Source organism: Paenibacillus sp. EB106-06-01-XG199, from assembly GCF_058791575.1.
In genome coordinates, this window is sequence record NZ_JBYTDQ010000001.1 from 756,149 (window position 1) to 775,027 (window position 18,879).

Below are 18,879 nucleotides of genomic sequence, written 5' to 3' on the forward strand. Positions count from 1 at the left end.
TGGCAATTTTTAAATAGGCAGTCCTAGTGAGTATGTAACTTTGTGTCATTACTCCTAGCGAGTATGTAACTTTGTGTCATTCTCCTAGCGAGTATGCAACTTTGTGTCATGAATTTATGACACAAAGTTGCATACCAAATATAAAAAAAGCCTTATAGAATCAGGCTTTGTAGGGTATGCAACTTTATGTCGTTCTACAGTTTCATCTCCAAGTTAACTACTTAATATGATATTTTCCAATGTTAGGTTTACTGCATATTCTGTTTTCCCCCGTTTAAATAAGTAAATGGATAACAGATGAATATATTCTACGTAGTAGCGAACATCCACAGCAGGTGAATTATCATTAGCTTTCTCCACACCACCCTGTAACTCTTCCAAAGCCCAATCCACTGAGTAACTGAATTTCAAAGCCGAGTCCAAGATGTTTAACAAGCCAGCGGTCAATTCTTCCCTGTCACATGCCTTTAGGAAACTCACGTATTCTGGCAATACTTCTTTATTTCCTTCAAGCAAATCAATAACAAAAGCATTCGCAACGGCAATACTCTTGTAGTATTCGATTTCGGCTAGAGACTCTTCGTCCTCAAGCTTAACCCAGCTCAAATCTGCATATCGTTTTATGCAATCTCTTGCAGTACTATAAAATCCCCCAATTTATGTAAGGATATACCATTCGCACAAAGACTGAAGCCAAAATAATAAACCAAAGATCGTTTCAGCTTTTTGGCTTCTTTCCCTTGTGGGCTTGTCGCATGCAACACTGCTATCATTCCGAAAAGTTTGTCTGCTACCTCAATCATTGCTGTCCAATTATCTAATGAGAATGAAGCTTATAGCATATTCCCACTCCACTCCTCAATATACCAGTTTATACCAATTATAGCTCTCCTTTTTCCTATGGTCAATTAATTAGACACATACATATTCCTAAAATAACTTTATTTTACCAAATTGACTAAAAAATTTTACAACTCAGACACAGTTAATTGGATTAAAAAGATACAAAAACCAGCATTTAGCCGGCACAAAAAAGAACCAGCTATTGCTGCCGGTCCTTCACTTCGTCACGCTTTGGGGCTAACTCAGGTCTTAGCTCTGATAGCGTATATCGTGCATTATTATGGCTGTAGCTTCATTTGTCCATCTGCCGACCAACTCAGTTTCGCTCCCACCTAGAAACAGCATGGTTTCGAATATTACAGGTTTGTATTCGCCAACAAATTGCATGAAGTTATGGGATTACGATCCACACCGTTGACAGGAATACTCCATTAGGTTTGTGATCCTGCTTCACTCTTTGGTACTCCAGGTCATCGAACAGTTCCGCCCAGAGTGTGTAGTCATGACATATGCATTAGCGATCCTGGAAGACGTCCAGCTGATCGACTCCACCGCAGCCTCCAAATCCTAGGCGTCCGGTGTCGTGTAAAGCATAGTTAATTCATAGTAAGTTTCGGAATGCGTAACAGTCACATTCTCTTCACTTCAATTTGTTCCAAGCGGTCTGAAGACCGGTAATTCGTTAAGAGACATTGCTCATTTATTGATATCCGATGCACGTATCGATTATGATGGCACCGATTTCCGGATGCGGTATATACCATCCAATGTTCGATCGCATCGACAGATTCCCGGTTGGATAAAATGTTGTTCGAAGGGACTCTTATTGGCATTGCTTTTGTTATTTGTTCGTATCCTTTGACAAAAAGAATATCTTTGCCGATAGGAAACATGCCTGCTTGATTGGCTTGTACTGCTGATACCTTAAATGCTGGTGAATAGGTAATCGTCTTTTCAGCAACTCGCAGGACATTTGGATTATTCCCTAATTGTTCCAATTGTTTCTGTGTATACGTTATTCGTTCTTCAATGGTAAACTTCTCCGTTCATAACTTGTTATTTAGATTAAAACACAAATGACCCACAAGAAGGCCACTTTTTTTCAAAGTGTACATCTTGTGGGTCGCAGTTCAGTTGCTAGCTTTAAGACCCCTTTGATTGTTCAAATGATAGCTAGAAGCCTTTGTATTGAGGTTCTTCAGACTCTAATTCGGTTACCCGATTTTCAACCTGTGCTAGGATTTGTTGTGTTTGCTCAGCTGCATTTGTAAATAAAGTTTTTGCACTTTCGTTTTGTGTTTCAAGTGCAAATTGCTCAAGGCTCGCTTGAGCACCTTTTAAAGAAGATAAACATGTTTTTACCTGTGAGGCTACTGTCATTAAGTTTCTCTCCTCTATTTTGAATTTTTGCATGACGTTTCCTATTGTCTCAACTATAACTTAGTTATGCAGGAAAAAAATACAAGCGTTTCACGTTAACCGATTTCCATAAAAAAGTAGCTTGATTTAGGATTGAATGGACCTCTTTTGACAAATAATGAGTGTTAATAAACAAGGGTTGATTCAAAAAAGGAGGAAAATTGTGATGCCGGAGTGGTTGGAGGTAATAGTACGAACACTCTTTGCTGTGGTTGTGCTTTTCTTTTTAACTAAATTACTGGGGAAGAGACAAGTATCGCAGCTTTCGTTCTTCGAATATATTACGGGGATAACCGTCGGCAGCTTAGCTGCTTATATTTCTTTGGATACGGATAAGTATTGGCATTTAGGACTCATTGCACTGATTGTATGGATCGCTTGTTCTTTAGGGATTGAATATCTAAAGATGAAGAGTAAAAAAGCAAGAGACTTCATTGACTTTAAGTCTGCCGTTCTAATAAAGGACGGAAAAATACTCGAAGATCATATGAAAAAGGAACGTTTAACAACAGATGATTTATTGGAAGAGCTACGTAAAAAAGATGTATTCAATATATCTGAGGTGGAATTTGCGATTATGGAGTCTGATGGAGCGATTAATGTTCTGCTTAAGAGGGAGAATCAGCCGCTTACACCAAAACATCTCGGTATCAAAGTTGCTCCAGAAAAAGAGTCACAAGCCGTCATTATGGATGGAAAAGTATTAGATAAACCGTTAGATACCTTAAATCTGACTCGCAGCTGGCTTGATGGAGCTCTAGAGAAAATGGGGCTAACTGTCGAAAATGTATTTCTCGGTCAAGTTGATTCTTACGGTGAGCTGACGGTCGATTTGTATGCCGATAACTTTAAAGTTCCAAAGCCACAAGATAAACCACAATTATATGCTTTGCTCAAAAAATGCGAAGCTGATCTGGAAATGTTCAGTTTGTCGACGGAGAATGAAAGAGCTAAAAAAATGTATGAACAATGCTCAGAGCAATTGCAAGCGTCTTTGAAAGTTTTAAAGCCTTTAATCCAAAGTTGATGTGCTACAAACCTCATACAAAAAAATAAGAAAGAACCGGTTATTCTTTCACACCTAAGCAGTTTTTTCCATTCCCGGTTCCTTCAGCATGTAAGGTACATGCTCATTCATTGCTCTTTAATGCAGTTAATTTTAGAGCGAAATTGTTTGAGAGCGTCCCAGCGCCCCCATATGCAGTGTTGACATTTCATCGGTTGCTTCGGTTTCTGCGCTTCCATTGGGGGAATCCATAGTTTCATGTTACGTTCCTCTAATGATAATTTACATCAATTAAAATATCCATTCTTGCCGTAATTATGTAAAATCCAGATACGAATCCATGGGATGTGCCTGGATCGTATCCATTACGGCTAGTGCCATCAGTGGAGGGCCCCATTCCCATGGACCATCTATGTTGAATTTATCCGTTCACCAATTTAAGAATCCAGTCTTTGATATCAACTATTCGTAGTGTTTTAGGCCGGGTATTCGTTCCGGATACGATTAATGGAACAACGGAATCCAATTCATGCAGTGAACCATGGGCACCTCCACCGATGTGAGTAGGGGAACTTTCACCGACGATTTCATAACCGGGATTCACTGTAACGATAACGTATCGACCCTCATGAGAATGCATGGCCCCATATAATCTCGCGAGAACGTCAGGATACTTTCCATAACTGATCCGGTTGTTTGTTATCGAAATATCCGCGATCTTAGGGGCACCCGATAATGTCCACGACTGCCCATATTCATCCACGTATTTCCCTCCGGGACGATAAGAAAACATTTTATCGCTCTTCCCTGAAGTAACATGAATGTTTTTATCATCTTTCATAGCGATGATGTCGAGCTTGTCCTCGTTTTTCAAAAGCTTCACCATGTCGGATAACTCCAACTTGGAATCTATCGCATAGACATAGGCCATCCGTTCGTTAGCGGAAATCACGATTTGGTCCTCTTCGGGCCTTACGGGTTCACTTAATTTCGCTATGCGGTACCGGTCCAGAAGCGGCCTTAAATCAACAATGGATATGTCACGATCATCGTATACATAGCTTTGCGCACTGTCACCCATGACGATCCATGTCGCTTTATTCAAAGCTTGCTCCCATGAACCGTAAGCGTTCAGCACGTCTTGCAATGCTTGATCGGCTTTCTCGACTCCCTCCAGCTCGGAAGGGCCCTTTCTATGAAGGGTATTATCATTTTCCGGAAAGTAAGCAATGGTAACATTCGGAAGTTTATTTTGTTTAATAAGAAATACGATCTCTTGCGCCGAAAATTCGTCATTCATTCCTAATTTTTTCCAGACCCGAGTATTTCGTTCATTCTTAGGGTCTTGTCGCGCAAGCGCCGCATAGGATAACCATTTCGGTCCCGTTACTTTGAGTTGTTCCGGCAGACGCGTACTGTACGCGATCCATCGCGGCACAGTTAAGGCATGCTCCGTTTTTCCTCTGAAAATCACGGTATTGATCGATGCGGAGTCTTTCCCTTTATCAGCTAACTCTTCATGTATCGTTTTCGTTTTTTTATTCAATTGAACTTGATTTAACTGATAAACGGCATCCATAAAGACCTGCAGTTGGTCGATCTTAAGCGATTCCTTGGCACCATTGCCGTAGAAAATCATGCGGTTTTCTTTGCTGTTATACCAAACGAGTCCAGGCACATGATGCCGATCCGCATACGTTCCTGTCAATAACGAGCTGTCAATTGTCACGGACATCGTGGGAAACGAACTAACGACCCTCGGAAAATATTGCCCGTTCTTGAGCAGATACTGCATTGCGGGTGCGCGGCCTTCTTGAATCGCTTTTTGCAGAGACTTGTCCATTAAAGAATCAATTATGATCAATACCACAGGTTTGGCGGTTTGCTTTACCTTAATGTTTGACTTGGCGTTCAGTTGATTAGTCCTTTCGCCGGTTTCCTCCCCACAGCCGGTAACAAGCAAACATAGACTTAACGCTAGAATACTGGCCATTTTCCCTCTTGCAATCATAGGAATCCCCCTTTATAAAGATTTTTCCTAATTGGAGGGAAGAGCCGTATAGATTGCGCTTTACATCACTCTTCCCTATTTCCTTCCAATGGTCAACTATGCTTTACATTTCCCAGTTCCCTCTTCTTGGTTCGGAAGAAAAACCGGTTGAACAATCCTATAGGCATGTCGTATACTGCGTTTGCGGCCGTACAAGCCACGAAGTGGCGAGTTGCGCGCAGCGGATTGGTAAACTTTGATCCTTTGGGCAGCATTTCCTCCGTGTACCCCTTCTTCGTCAGTGCTTCGTCGAGTTCTTTCTTTGCCGCCTGTTTGGCCTTAAACAGCATCATCTGCACCCTGCTATAAACGTTGATCGCTCCGTCCCCGGTCGTTTCGATCGGGAGGAAGATCACGTCTGGGTATCTCTCGGTGATCAAGGATTGGACTCCGTCCGATACGCCCGAAGACGGCATGCATCCGAAAGGCTTGACGGAGATGGTCATGTTGACTTTCCGTTTGACCACGTTCAGAATCAATTTGCCCACTTCCATATGGCCTTCACCGCCACGCAGTTGGTTGTTGTAATGGTCATGCGCAACCTTGGCGATTTCCTCCATATCAGGTAAATGATATCCGCGCAAGCCGATCATTCTGGCATATGTCTGGAAAATCGCCCGAATCCCCCAATCGGCAAGAGTTAACATGCGCAGCGTTAATGCGGGATTTTTCCCTTTTAATCCGTGACGTCCGGAATCCACCTCCCGCAAGCTCATCCGCTTTCGGGTATCATAGCGTCCTGCCCAGATAAGGAACAGGATCCAGGCGGTAACCGATTGGACTTCAACTTCGGCCCCTTCATTTTCCAGAAACCGCTGCAATTGATAGTTTCCGTCCCCTTCCGTCGTCATCGCCCAAAACTCGCCGATAATGCTTACCTTCGGCCGCACCCTCGTCCGGTCTACCCGAACGGCTTGCAAATCCTTGCGGCATCGGATGAGCGCTGGAATCAAGTTTTTTCTCCGGCTTAAGGCATCTTGCAAATACTGCTTGCAGCGCTCCAGGGCGGCGTCGGTTGAACCCGCCTCCACTTCATAGGGACGGATGCGGTAACCGAGAGCGTTTAGGATATCCCCCAGCAGGACCGCTTTCAGGAAGCTGACAAAAAACGAAGTATCCAATTTAAGGGCTGATTCACCGCCGGTGGCTTGTTTCAAACCGTCGGTCTGTTGAAACAAGAGAACGCGAAAACCATCAAACCCCGCATCGCGCAACGCTTTCCGGTATTCCGTGACATACGTGCCGAAACGGCAGGGGCCACATGATCCGCTGGTCACGAACATGTAATTTCCGATGATCTCTTCCTTGGATTTCCCTTCCACGTCGCGGAGATGATGCAGGTACTTAATCAAATTTCCAACCATAAAATAAGTCGGATTGCATTGTCCGCGATTCCCGAACTCCTTGCCGAATCGAAGCGAATCACTATCCGGGCAGTCCATATGCTTCACCCGGTAGCCCAGCCCCGCCAAAGCGCCTTCTACCAAATAATCATGAGCCATCGTCAGCCCGCCGAACAGAATGGTTGTAATCGCTTTGTCTTTGGCCAAAAAACGGCGGGGAACGGGATCAAACCACTGATGCTTTGCTGCCAGACCGAGCGCCTTTTCCTGTTCTTCCTGAAACAATCGGAGCTCGTCCTCAAGCGTCTTCTTCTCCACAGCCATAACTTGTTCACTCCTTGTTCGATATGATTTGTGGGGTTATTATCAGATGTTTTTTTTCAACAGTTCAGAACACTTCTGCTCGATAAGCTGCTGCAATTCCGCCTTTCTCTTGGCCAAATCCTGCAAGCGTTCTTCATGAAGCCCCAGGCTATGGGCATACGTCTTGACGCGGATTTTAATCGAGCCGCTCGGTTTGTTTGCATCGATATCGTGCAAAGCCGAATACGGAGTACCTGCGGTGGAGATGATCGAATCGATCAACCCGTAGGTGGGGGCGTCATGACCGCACTTGAAGCTAGACAAGTCCAGGACGGCCACATTCGGGTGCCGCACGGCGAATTTGGCCGCCCACACCTTCTGCACGCTGTTGGAACTGAAGTTTTCAGGCCACACGTCGGTCACTTCGAGCGCATATTCCACCCGCCCGCTCTGCAGGTCGCCCTTAAAAAAGCGGTGAAGCCATGCTTCGTCCTTGGGGATGGAACGCATGGACAAGACAGGATAACCCAGTACCTGAAACTCCTCCAATATGCCGTGATTCATGCCCGGATCGGAGTGATAGGGGCGGCCGATCAACAGAATGGCGAGACGGTTATCTTGTTCCACCTGCTCCAGAATCGCATGGCCTTTCTCTTGCATCTCTGTATCGAACAGGTCCATCGCCTTCCAAGCCTGATCGGCGGCAAAATCGCTCTCGTCCTCCGTAATCGATAGATTCTCCCTGAAAGCCTCAAACAACTGCTTCTTTAGCAGGTTTGGTTCCGTAAAGGTCACCGCCGGATCGACATAGGCAACCCCTTTGGTTTCAAAGAAGTTGACTTCTTTCGTAAAGGCCGCCTTGATCACATTAGGTGCGCCGGCAACGATGGGACAGCTTGCCGAATCCATCACGTTATGTAGATGAGTCGGAATGTGCGTGGTACACGGAAAGAAAATGTAATCGAGCGGTTTTTTCTCATGATGTTTAAACAATAAATTGTGGACATGCGCTTGGGCGACCTTCGACGGATAACAAGGATCGATCGATCCGTATTTGCCGCCTTGCTGCCACATTTCCTCGCTCGTGTTGTCGCTGAACACGATGTTTTTCTGGTCGATGCCAAGCGTTTCGAAGTAGGTCCGCCAAAATGGCGCCGTCGACCAAATGTTAAGCACCTTCGGAATACCGATTCGAATGCGGCTTCTGAGCTCTGCCGCTTCAGCGGAGGAACGTGCAAAATCCCGCCGGTACGACGTTTTTCGCATTCCGATCCAGTTTCGCTGCAGCCGAACGTCTTGGACCTGACGATCGGATTCGGGCAGCGGCTCCGGCTCGTAAAAATGCTGGTACATGCGGCGAGCTTCATATTCCACCAAATTCGGGTAATGTTTTTTCAGATCCTGCCGATGCCTGTTCAGTTTGACAACGGCTTCCTGGTCTTCGACGGTCCCTTTCTCGCAGCTGAAGCCGGAGATGTAACGGGCGGTCTGTCCGTCCGGCGTCTCGGAATCGATAAAGGTCCGGCTGCAATTGTTGGGACAGAAGTTGCATCGCGTGGATTCGTCGTTGCGCGACACATAGCTCAGCATTATCGCCGCTTCCAATCCTAAAAACGTGGAATATCCCCGCCGTTTCACCACACCCAGTGTTTCCCTCGCCGCCCCGATCGCTCCCGCTTCTCCCGGGTGAGGATGAACGTATACTTCCGCATCGGGAACCCGCTGTTTAATGTAATCCACTTGTGCCTTGACGGCGGCCAAGTTGTATTGCGTCCCTCCCTGCAGAACGAATTTGCTGCCCAGTTCCGCCATGCGCGGGATCTGCACGACATACTGCCATACGTTTTTCGGCAGGACGAGGGCGAGCCCGGCCAGCAGTTCCTGTTTGGAATACCCCTCCTTCTGAAAATTAACCCGATCCGCATCGAGAAATACGGCGCAACCGTATGAATATTTTGGAGAGAGATCCGCCGCGAACGCGGTATCCGCATATTCTTGAATCGGGATGCCGAACTGGTCCGCCATTGCCTGCAGCAGCATCCCGTTCCCGGCGGAGCATTGATTGGACAGCCTGAAATCCCGGAAATCCCCGTTTTTCAGAAAGAGCACTTTAATATCCTGACCGCCAACATCGCAAATGACGTCGATATCGCCGAATTCGTTTACGGCGCTCATCATATGAGCAACCGTCTCGACGATGTTGACGTCGGCTTTCAGCGTCTTTTCCAGAACATCAGCCGCATAACCGGTGGCGCCGAAACCGATGATCTCCAATTCGGCTCCCTGTTCCCTCACCTTGTCGCGAATCCGTTTCAGCATTTCTCTCGTATCCTCGAGCGGATTGCCTTTGGAAAGCTGGTATTCCTTTAGCAGAATTTCACCGCTTTCATCGACGACAACGGCTTTGGACGATGTGGAACCACCGTCCAGGCCGATCGCCGCCCTCACCTTTTGCCCGGGTGCGAAGGCAGCCGGCGTAAAGCGGGGAATGCTATACGCCCTGCGGAATTGTTCCAGTTCCGATGCATCTTTTACCAGCGGCGGGCCGGCGTTTTCACCCAGTTTCGCTTTCCGGCCGTGAGCGATAAATTGTTTCAAATCTTCCAATCCCTTGTAATTGCCCACGCCGACCGGTTCATGCATGCCGTACATGACGGCTCCGAAGGCGGCGTAGTACTGGGAATTGTCGGGCACGAAAATCAGTTCCTCGATCGGCATGTCTTGGGGATACTCGTATCCCCTGCCCCGCCACATTTGTGGAATGCGCAACCGCCAACATTCCTGTAGAAACGGCAGGTAAGTGTTGGGTCCTCCAAGCAGCAAAACGCGATGCCGCAACGTGTTTCCACGAGTGAGGACGGAAAGATTCTGCATGACGATCGCGTCGGCCAAGGAACACATGATTTCGGCGGAAGGGATCCCGCTTTTCACCAGATTGACAATATCCGTTTCGGCAAACACGCCGCATTTGGCGGCTACATGGTGCAATTTCGAATCGTCGAAGTACAGCTTGCCCACTTCTTCCATAGGCATTCCCACTTTAATCATGCACTTGTCGATCGTGGCGCCGGTGCCGGATGCGCATTTGTCGTTCATGGATGTCAGCGCCTGTTTGTTCCCCGTTTCCTCATTCACCTTAAAAATGATGATCTTGGCATCCTGTCCGCCGAGTTCAATGACGCTCCCCACGTCGGGATGAAGATGTTCGACAGCCATCGTAACGGCATTCACTTCCTGAACGAACTTCGCTCCGATATGCGGGGCAATCGGTCCGCTACCGGAGCCCGTCATAAACACGCGAATCTTTTCTTGCTTAACGTCTGGAAATTCATTTCCGATCGTAACCAGGAATTCCAGCACATTTTCCGCCTGTTTGGTGTGGTGACGCTGATAATCCGACCACAATATTTCATTGGTTGCCGGATCTACAACGGTTGCTTTGACGGTTGTTGACCCGACGTCAATGCCGATGATTAAAGTATCTGATCGTTGCGTTTTGCTTCCCACCCATCTTACTCCTTATCCATAAAATCATAATTAGTATCCTGCGTATAAATTGGTCACTCTATACAAAGAACATTTATCGGCGTATATGTACCAGCTATATTGAAGAAGCTCGATCGGGCATCTTGTGAGGAGGTGAGACGAACCATTGCTTTGGATCATATTGGTTCTCTTGTTATTTATCGTCCAAATTGCATCCATAATCATCATTGAATATCGCCAATCGAACAAAGCGATTGCATGGCTTATCATTTTGTTCATCTTTCCGCCGCTCGGTTTCCTCTTCTATTATTTTGTAGCGAAAGAATACTCATGCTACCGTACGCTTCGGCGAAAGAAAAATAAGCACTGGGCACAACTAAAGGCAGGCCTCATTGCTCGTTGCAAACAGAGAACGAAAAATATGCACGAGACAGCTAATTGGCGAGAGAACAACATGCATGCATCGCTCAAAAACATACCATCCGTACCCATTACCGCTTGCAATGAAACGACGGTCTATACCGAAGGGGAAGAGGCCTTTGAGGCGATGTTGGAGTCGATTTCCAAGGCCGAGCACCATATCCATATTGAGTTCTACATTATCCGCGACGACCGTCTCGGTACACGATTTGAGCGGTTGTTGATCCAGAAAGCACAAGAAGGGATAAAGGTGCGGTTTTTATATGACGGCATCGGCAGCCGTCGATTGGGAAAAGCCTATTTGAAACGGCTGCATGATGCCGGCGTGGAAACGGGGTGTTTTTTTCCTCCGCTGAAGACCTTCTTCGATAAACGGCTCAATTACCGTAATCACCGCAAAATCGTGGTTGTGGACGGAAAAATCGGTTTTTTCGGAGGTTTGAATATAGGAGATGAATACATGGGAAAGGCTTCGAAATTCGGCTACTGGCGGGACACTCATTTCAGCCTTAAAGGTGATGCGGTGCTGTGGATCCAATATACTTTTTTGATCGATTGGTTCCTGGTGAAAGAACAAATCATTACCGAATCCGCCTATTACCCCGTTCAGGATAGTCAAGGGAGGGAATGGGTGCAAATCGTAAAAAGCGGTCCGGACGAGACGATCCTGGAGCTTATTTTCTCCTTAATCGTTTCAGCAAAGAAGCGGATCTATATTGAGACGCCTTATTTCGTTCCCGATCCCGGTGTCTTATTGGCCCTGAAAACAGCAGTTGTCAGCGGAATCGATGTTCGCATCATCATACCGTCCGTTCCCGATAAAAAGCTTGTTTATTATGCTTCTTTGTCTTATGTCAAGGAATTGCTGAAGGCGGGCGTACGGTTTTATTGCTATCAAAAAGGATTCATCCATGCAAAAGTGATTATTTCCGATGACTTGGTTTGCTCAGGCAGCTCAAATATGGATATGCGCAGCTTTTGCGGGCAATTCGAACTCAATGCACTCTTTTTTGACGGGAAGGTTGTTAACCGCCTAGTGCAAGATTTTTATCGGGATCTTAGTGTAAGCAATGAAATGCTGCTGTCGGAATTCGAAAAAAGGTTCACATTTCAAAAGTTGAAAGAGGTTTTTGCCCGGTTACTATCTCCATTTTTCTAGCAGCACTTTAATACCTCCACTATGGGGTAAAACCAGCGAGTGTCAGCTTCGCTGGTAGGTCGGATTACTGGCTTCTTTCTCGGTAAGACCGGCCTAATGGCCAAACATCTCCTGAATGACTTGCCCAATCAAACAGATCGTCCCGCCGGAGACAAAAGCCGTATGCAGTTTTGAAAAATGGGCCTGGCTGGTTCTCTTTTTAGTTGCTGGTATTCCTTTTTGAACCGGAGTCAGCTTTTTCTTGTTCTCATTTTTCCATATCGCCTAACTGCCTCCTTTTTGTAATCAAATCCGTTTCTAAACGATGCAAGACCGGTTTTACTGCCGAAATGACGTCTTTACAATTCCTTCGCGCTCTGCTCGTACAGTTCATTCGTCTCTTTTTTGGGGTCGACAGAGCGAACATCTCCAAATCCGCTTCGCATTTTATCAATGTGGCAGACTGAGGCACTTTAATCTGTCGTCAAACAGATCGACGAACAATTGTCCGTAAGTACCCACCTAGCTAAGAAACACATTTTTGACGCGACGTCCAATTTCTCCAATTCATTAACCAGGCTCGGTTCAATCCGATAGTGGCAAGCGGTTTGTGTAAAAGGTCATGCCTTTTCATCCATAATCCTGCCGTCCATGATCACCGCTTGCTGAAAGCATATTGGATTACAAACTGGAAGGATCGTGCAGCTTTCGGATAGATTAACAATTTTTCCCTTGCATTATTATGCCGGTAATGAGTTAAATTAGCGTTAAAAAAGGCGGTGCAATGAACGATCATGCCTCTTTCCCCACGAATGTACCACTGGTTTGTCCGACCGCGATGGTTTACGAAAAAATATATCCATGACCACATCGAAGGCCATGTCTGTTTGGATAATAAACTCATTCTCGATTTTGGTTCTGGCACCGGGGCAAATTGCTCTATATGCAAACCCGGCTTTTATCTTGGCATCGAACCGGATGTTAGTCGGGTTACGCTTGCTAAACGTCTTTACCCTGGCCATAGCTTTATGATTTTTGACGGTAAACGGATTTCCGTGCATAATGAAACGTTCGATTACATTTTCATCGTTGCGGTTCTTCACCATATAACGGACGACCAAATCAAAGACTATTTGCTTGAATTCAAACGGGTCTTGAAACCGGGCGGGAAAGTTATTGTGATGGAGCCCTATCTATGCGATCGTACAAAGTGGAATAACCGGTTTATGCAGTGGTACGATGACGGTGAATATATACGAAACGAGGACAGCTATATGAGCTTATTTCAAGCCGAACAGTTTGAATGCCGAATATTGAAAAAATTCACCAAATGCTTCGTTTACAATGAAATCTTTTTTTCCGCCATGCTGAAAGACGAACTCGAATACGTAAGTTATTCGGCCGAGATTTCCAGTCCCCCTGTAAGGAGGTGATTTCTATGACAGTCGCGTCTGAAGTATAAACATGCGTCGCTTCGCTGAAAAGCGCTCAAGCAAGTCTCGAACAATTTGCATTGGCAACCCAAAATCAAGAAGCCAAAACCCTTTTCACGAATGCCGCGCAGCAAAACCATTCCATCGTGCAACAAGTGGAAGGTCGTGTCCAACAATTAGAAAACGAAGAGCCTCAATATAAAGGGTGAGGGTCACCATGCAAGCGATGCTTGTTTTTGCTGCCATGAACCAAAAAGAATGGCGACCTGACTCTGGAAGACCGGTCGGCCATCTGATAAATTCAATTTCGTATTTGGAATATGATAAAAAACATAAAGAACTCTGTCGGCAAAATTCGAACATCTTAGAGGACCAAATAAGAATGACTTCCCCCCAATTATCAAGATCTTTTGAAGTAATGGGAAACGCTTGTTCGATAAACCAACAGTAGTCTAGGACTTTATTTTTCAGTTTAAGACAGCTGTTGGTTATTATATTGGGTCCATCAAAACGAGCTCTTTTGGAAATCGCTAGTGAGCAGTTTGCGTCTACTATTCTTTACGAATTTCGTTTTTTCATGGATCGCTCTGCCTGATGTTTTTGAACCTTCAGATCCTCTACCCGCCATACTCCCTGCAAGGAATATGTATTGACTAAGTTTTTTAGATGCTCATAATAACTCTCGTTTGGAGCAATTTCCTCCCGTATGAACGATGTAATCAAATTAATCTGACCACGTACAGATGATGAACTTTGTTGGTACTCTAGTCCGCTTAACGTTTTTTCAATACGAATAAACTCATTGATCAAATGGGTTAATGTTTCACGAATGGCGTTTGGAGATATTAAATCTCGGTCGAATGAATAGCACTCGGCAATCATATAAGTTGAAAAAATTAACATTAAATTATAAAATCTAACAAAGGCGGTGTAACCAATGAACTTGGTACAATTAATATTGGTTGGAGCATTCGGCATTGTTAATCTCTTATTAGGAATCATCATTGTAAAAATATTACTCACAAGAAAATTACCAAGTAATAATTACACTCCATTTGACTACATAACGGCCTATTCTCTTGTTGAGTTTCACGATGAGAAAAAAGAGATAGAAGAAAATGCGGATCATGGTGATGATAAGGACAAAAACATCATTTCGTTATCAAAACGACCTTCTCTTCCCTAATGCGCAATATGCATCTATTGTTCAGTATTTTCATACATTCAGTTACATATGGGAATACTTATCTTCACCCCAAGGTGTTCTATCGACTTCGCTAATATAATTTTTCTTTGTATCTGATACATGCTCTTTAAACATAATTGCTTTTGTCAATTGCGCTTCAACATCTGATTTTATTCTATTAATCAATAGTTCTTCACCTCTACGAATATCATCTTCTTTTGAACCAATAATAAACGTTTCAGCTCCAAAGCCATTCTCAACATAATGGTTTTTTACTTGTCCTATTTGACCTGCGTGTACAATTTAAAGTAAGTATTGTCTATACAAAAACCGCCTTCGCTAAACTGTCGAGTGACAATGTGCTCTGTGATATTCACTTCAATACATTGTTCAAAGCGCAAGCAAACCACAACTCTTGTTAATTTGTCTTCCAACTCCAAACTGATATTCATGATTCATTCACTCCTTCGCTATATGCATCTACCGCCAGTGTCTTCGTACTGCGCATCAATTATTTTCTATTAAATTCACTATGGATCGACGCTCCATGCCTTCCATCATGAATGCTAGTTTCATTTCATCTTCTTTTGACAATTCATCACTAGAAGTTGCTGGTACAGCTTTTTCTTCAGAGGGAAACAGCTTGTTTTTCTCCCCAAACCTTGTTTTTACCACAGCGCAGGCAATAGCTATGCCAATTGCCCTTTTTGTTAACAACCTTATGACCGATCAATTTACAGATAAACTTTTTTATCCTGGATATGATCCAGTAACTTGATAAATTTCTTGATTTGTGATACATCTTCATTCCATAGCCCATTCCGTTCCGCACCTTCCTTCCTGCGCTAAATTCGTCAACAGCTCGGTAACATCGGACTACGCAGTAAAGTATCGCTGAAGCTCTTGCCCCACCCATCTGCCCATCGGAACAGCAACGGCGTTGCCGATCTGTCGATAAGCGTCATTGTCAGTCCCAGCAAACCGGAACCAGTCCGGGAATCCTTGGAGTCGCGCATATTCTCGAACCGAATACGGCCGGACGCTTTTACCATCATCAACCAAGCGTGTAGAACGGTCTTTAGCATAATGGGCTACACATGTCGGTGCTTTACCATCCAGCCCCGTTACAATCGGTTTGTCCCGGTAACTACCGTCCAGCCGTTTCTGCACGTAATCCGGAGTGTATACCTCTGCCCCAACGTCAATAACTTCCCGCATGGAGAGCGGCGACCCTTCCGGGTATCGCAGCGTGTCGAACGGCTTCTTGGTTCCGATAACTATCAGCCGCTTACGTTCCTGCGGCAGCCACATATTCGCGTTAACTAGACACTCCACTCGAACATAATAGTTCGGCAGTTTCGTCATGCATTCCATTACAACCTGAAACTTCTTCATCCCTGGAACATTTTCAATGACATAGGCTTCAGGCTGGGCCAGCGCCACATGCCGGAAGAAGTGAAGGAATAAATCATCACCCGTTCGGGTCCCGTGAATATCGGCAATAGCGCTGTATTTCGTGCAGGGGAATGTCCCGATATAAACATCAGCGTCCTGCTGGTCCAGCACCGTAATCTGTGTGATGTCGCTTTCGTTCACTGTATGGCCGAAGTTTGTCCGCAGCGTGTCGCAGGCAGCACGGTCAATTTCATATGATTCAATGACCTCAATCCCGGCCTCAATCATTCCCAAATCCATGCCGCCAGCTCCGCTGAAATAGCTCTTAGCTGTAATCAATGTAATCCTCCTCCTTGGTGAATCGTATGCGTCTACCGCCAGTGTCTTCGTACTGTGCATTATCTAGCGGAACCATTTTTGTAAAAATAAAGTACTAGACTGATGCGCGTCCCATTAAGCTAACGGCAGGATTGCGTGGAGAGCCAACAAAAAGTAAATATTTACATTTAAAAACGTATGTTCTAAAATATAATATGGAACTTAATACATAGGAGGCTCATGTATATGATAAATCGAATTTCAACACCATTTAGTTATTCATCTGCTGTTGCGGCTGGTGACTATGTGTTTCTCGGATTACATCGGGGTTTTGGACAGAGCTTTACAGAACAGATTCACAATACTTTCTCTCACTTAAAAGAGACTCTTAATCAACTTGATGTACCACTGGATAATGTTGTTAAGGTGAATGTATACCTAAAGTACATTAAGGACTTACCTGAAATGGAACAGGTTTTTTGTGAGTATTTTGAAAAGGATAAATTCCCTGCTAGAATGACATCTACGACAGAGTTTTTTGACTCTGATTGTCTTATGATGATTGACGGAATAGCATACAAAGGATTGAACTAACGAGAAACGTTAGTTTAATTAAACAGCGGCAGTCTAGGACTTTATTATCTTGTTCACAGCTGCCGTCGATTATATATTTGGCAACGCCCCCCATTACTGCACAGTTTGCGTCTAAGCTTCAGTAATAACGTGCTTTTGTGCTGTTGATTAGACTTTTTCTGACTTCGTGACACTTTCAAAAACGAAACAATGATTACAAATTTCATCTGTGTTTATTAATTTTTCTTCTTCGCAAACAATACAAATCCCTAATCTACTGGCTGATGGATCATATCCATTCGATTCATTCGCTCCGCAATCAGTACATTCTAAGTGAGTCCAATCCATACGATCTGAACCACAGTTTCTACATTCCATAATCTTTCTTCCCTTCGTCACAGTATTCGTCTATTGTTCAGTATTTTCATACATTCAGTTACATATGGGAATACTTATCTTCACCCCAAGGTGTTCTATCGACTTCGCTAATATAATTTTTCTTTGTATCTGATACACGCTCTTTAAACATAATTGCTTTTGTCAATTGCGCTTCAACATCTGATTTTATTCTATTAATCAATAGTTCTTCACCTCTACGATTTTGAACCAATAATAAACGTTTCAGCTCCAAAGCCATTCTCAACATAATAGTTTTTTACTTGTCCTATTTGACCTGCGTACAATTTAAAGTAAGTATTGTCTATACAAAAACCGCCTTCGCTAAGCTGTCGAGTGACAATGTGCTCTGTGATATTCACTTCAGTACATTGTTCAAAGCGCAAGCAAACCACAACTCTTGTTAATTTGTCTTCCAACTCCAAACTGATATTCATGATTCATTCACTCCTTCGCTATATGCATCTACCGCCAGTGTCTTCGAACTGCGCATCATCTAGCGGAATCACTTTTGTCAAAAGAAGAAATATTAGTCTAAGGAAATAAAGCACTAGACTGTCGGGAGCATTAAGCTAACGTTCCATTACAAATAAAAAAGTAGTATTCTTAAAAAAATACACATAAAGGAGTTAATAAAATGATTACGTTTTATACTGATAGATATAAAGAAGAAGTCATTAAACTAATATTGCATGTACAAAATGATGAATATGGTGTAGGGATTAGTGTTGAAGAGCAACCAGATATACTAGATATTCAATCGAACTATGTTAAAGATGGAGGTAAATTTTGGGTAGCTTTAAACGATAACGGTGATGTTGTAGGCTCAATCGGGTTGCAAAAGAAAACTGACGATATTGCTGTACTAAAGAAATTTTTTGTTTATAAAGATTACCGCGGCAAAGAGCTTGCGATAGGAACAGGCCTTTACGAAGCTATGCTTGATTTTGCGCAGAAACATCGGTTTTCTAAGGTGATTTTGGATACTCCATCCAAAGCAACTAGGTCACACAGCTTTTACAAAAAAGTTGGATTTAAAGAAATTACTAAAGGCGATTTGGCAATTCAATATGATTATCCTGATAGAGATTCACTTATTTTCGAGTTAGACTTAATCAGTCAATAATATTGGGAGTAACCGGTTTAGATAGCCTTTGTACTAATTGACCCAACAGTAGTCTAGGACTTTTTTTATCAGTTCAAGACAGCTGTTGGTTTTTTAAAGGACTATGTGATTGCTGACCAAACCATCTATCACGATGCTGCACATCCATCTTCCATCACCTTACCTATCATACCTGCAGACAAGCAAGGTGAATGGTTGGATTGGCCATATGCTCCTGAAAAGACTGGCGGTTTTGACCATGCAGCTATGGCGGGAAAACCAGTATGTACTGAACCAGTTCCGATGAATACCGCAGATCTTCCTATCTTAGAGTAATTGAAAACACTCATTTTCATGGAGCTGCACTCTAACTAGTAAAACGTTGGAGTGTAGCTCCAGTTATATGTAATGCGCTAATATCCTAAACTCAAACTCCCCACGACCGAATCCATGAGACCGATGAAT

General features: G+C 44.1%; 18 protein-coding genes. 8 read left to right on the forward strand and 10 right to left on the reverse strand.

The window, feature by feature from the left end:
* Positions 1-213 precede the first annotated feature (213 nt).
* Positions 214-606 (reverse strand): hypothetical protein, encoded by a 393-nt coding sequence (locus tag AC3WT9_RS03685; RefSeq protein WP_341378780.1) that lies wholly within the window; start codon positions 604-606, stop codon positions 214-216.
* A 1,410-nt stretch (positions 607-2,016) separates the two neighbouring features.
* Positions 2,017-2,223: a DUF1657 domain-containing protein gene (locus tag AC3WT9_RS03690; protein WP_341093526.1), complete on the reverse strand. Its 207-nt coding sequence runs from the start codon at positions 2,221-2,223 to the stop codon at positions 2,017-2,019.
* Positions 2,224-2,428: 205 nt separating this feature from the next.
* Between AC3WT9_RS03690 and AC3WT9_RS03695 the strand changes: the two genes are divergently transcribed.
* Positions 2,429-3,289 carry a DUF421 domain-containing protein gene (locus tag AC3WT9_RS03695; RefSeq protein WP_341097686.1) on the forward strand — a complete coding sequence of 287 codons (861 nt, stop codon included), beginning with the start codon at positions 2,429-2,431 and terminating at the stop codon, positions 3,287-3,289.
* Between the two features lie 400 nt (positions 3,290-3,689).
* Here AC3WT9_RS03695 and AC3WT9_RS03700 read toward each other — a convergent pair whose 3' ends face one another.
* The 3 genes from AC3WT9_RS03700 to AC3WT9_RS03710 form a co-directional block, all read right to left on the reverse strand.
* Positions 3,690-5,279: an alkaline phosphatase family protein gene (locus tag AC3WT9_RS03700; protein ID WP_341378779.1), complete on the reverse strand. Its 1,590-nt coding sequence runs from the start codon at positions 5,277-5,279 to the stop codon at positions 3,690-3,692.
* Between the two features lie 92 nt (positions 5,280-5,371).
* Positions 5,372-6,985 carry a 2-hydroxyglutaryl-CoA dehydratase gene (locus AC3WT9_RS03705; protein WP_341378778.1) on the reverse strand — a complete coding sequence of 538 codons (1,614 nt, stop codon included), beginning with the start codon at positions 6,983-6,985 and terminating at the stop codon, positions 5,372-5,374.
* Positions 6,986-7,027: 42 nt separating this feature from the next.
* Positions 7,028-10,471 carry a BadF/BadG/BcrA/BcrD ATPase family protein gene (locus AC3WT9_RS03710; RefSeq protein WP_341378777.1) on the reverse strand — a complete coding sequence of 1,148 codons (3,444 nt, stop codon included), beginning with the start codon at positions 10,469-10,471 and terminating at the stop codon, positions 7,028-7,030.
* A 160-nt stretch (positions 10,472-10,631) separates the two neighbouring features.
* Here AC3WT9_RS03710 and cls point away from each other — a divergent pair, with 160 nt between their 5' ends.
* From cls to AC3WT9_RS03730, 4 genes are all read left to right on the forward strand, one after another.
* A complete protein-coding gene (gene cls, locus AC3WT9_RS03715) occupies positions 10,632-12,029 on the forward strand; it encodes a cardiolipin synthase (protein ID WP_492407483.1) in 1,398 nt (465 codons plus the stop codon).
* A gap of 866 nt (positions 12,030-12,895) precedes the next feature.
* Positions 12,896-13,441 carry a class I SAM-dependent methyltransferase gene (locus tag AC3WT9_RS03720; protein ID WP_341093516.1) on the forward strand — a complete coding sequence of 182 codons (546 nt, stop codon included), beginning with the start codon at positions 12,896-12,898 and terminating at the stop codon, positions 13,439-13,441.
* 44 nt (positions 13,442-13,485) lie between these two features.
* A complete protein-coding gene (locus AC3WT9_RS03725) occupies positions 13,486-13,650 on the forward strand; it encodes a DUF1657 domain-containing protein (RefSeq protein WP_341097685.1) in 165 nt (54 codons plus the stop codon).
* A gap of 728 nt (positions 13,651-14,378) precedes the next feature.
* On the forward strand, positions 14,379-14,627 hold the full coding sequence (locus tag AC3WT9_RS03730; protein ID WP_341093512.1) for a DUF3951 domain-containing protein: 249 nt from the start codon (positions 14,379-14,381) through the stop codon (positions 14,625-14,627).
* A gap of 42 nt (positions 14,628-14,669) precedes the next feature.
* Here AC3WT9_RS03730 and AC3WT9_RS03735 read toward each other — a convergent pair whose 3' ends face one another.
* Positions 14,670-14,813 carry a hypothetical protein gene (locus AC3WT9_RS03735; protein ID WP_341378774.1) on the reverse strand — a complete coding sequence of 48 codons (144 nt, stop codon included), beginning with the start codon at positions 14,811-14,813 and terminating at the stop codon, positions 14,670-14,672.
* 95 nt (positions 14,814-14,908) lie between these two features.
* A complete protein-coding gene (locus tag AC3WT9_RS03740) occupies positions 14,909-15,079 on the reverse strand; it encodes a hypothetical protein (protein ID WP_341093508.1) in 171 nt (56 codons plus the stop codon).
* A 95-nt stretch (positions 15,080-15,174) separates the two neighbouring features.
* Here AC3WT9_RS03740 and AC3WT9_RS03745 point away from each other — a divergent pair, with 95 nt between their 5' ends.
* On the forward strand, positions 15,175-15,405 hold the full coding sequence (locus AC3WT9_RS03745; protein ID WP_492407333.1) for a hypothetical protein: 231 nt from the start codon (positions 15,175-15,177) through the stop codon (positions 15,403-15,405).
* Between the two features lie 98 nt (positions 15,406-15,503).
* On the opposite strand, the gene AC3WT9_RS03750 is transcribed toward AC3WT9_RS03745, so the two are convergent.
* Positions 15,504-16,361 (reverse strand): DNA cytosine methyltransferase, encoded by an 858-nt coding sequence (locus AC3WT9_RS03750; protein ID WP_341378772.1) that lies wholly within the window; start codon positions 16,359-16,361, stop codon positions 15,504-15,506.
* A gap of 225 nt (positions 16,362-16,586) precedes the next feature.
* Here AC3WT9_RS03750 and AC3WT9_RS03755 point away from each other — a divergent pair, with 225 nt between their 5' ends.
* Complete coding sequence (locus tag AC3WT9_RS03755) at positions 16,587-16,934, forward strand: RidA family protein (RefSeq protein WP_036684125.1); 348 nt, start codon at positions 16,587-16,589, stop codon at positions 16,932-16,934.
* 415 nt (positions 16,935-17,349) lie between these two features.
* Here AC3WT9_RS03755 and AC3WT9_RS03760 read toward each other — a convergent pair whose 3' ends face one another.
* Together AC3WT9_RS03760 and AC3WT9_RS03765 are read right to left on the reverse strand one after the other, a co-directional pair.
* Positions 17,350-17,493, reverse strand: coding sequence for a hypothetical protein (locus AC3WT9_RS03760; RefSeq protein ID WP_341093509.1), 144 nt, complete (start codon positions 17,491-17,493; stop codon positions 17,350-17,352).
* Positions 17,494-17,506: 13 nt separating this feature from the next.
* Positions 17,507-17,746, reverse strand: coding sequence for a hypothetical protein (locus AC3WT9_RS03765; RefSeq protein ID WP_341378771.1), 240 nt, complete (start codon positions 17,744-17,746; stop codon positions 17,507-17,509).
* A 200-nt stretch (positions 17,747-17,946) separates the two neighbouring features.
* On the opposite strand from AC3WT9_RS03765, the gene AC3WT9_RS03770 reads away from it, so the two are divergent.
* Positions 17,947-18,435 (forward strand): GNAT family N-acetyltransferase, encoded by a 489-nt coding sequence (locus tag AC3WT9_RS03770; protein WP_341378770.1) that lies wholly within the window; start codon positions 17,947-17,949, stop codon positions 18,433-18,435.
* The last annotated feature ends 444 nt before the right edge of the window (positions 18,436-18,879 follow it).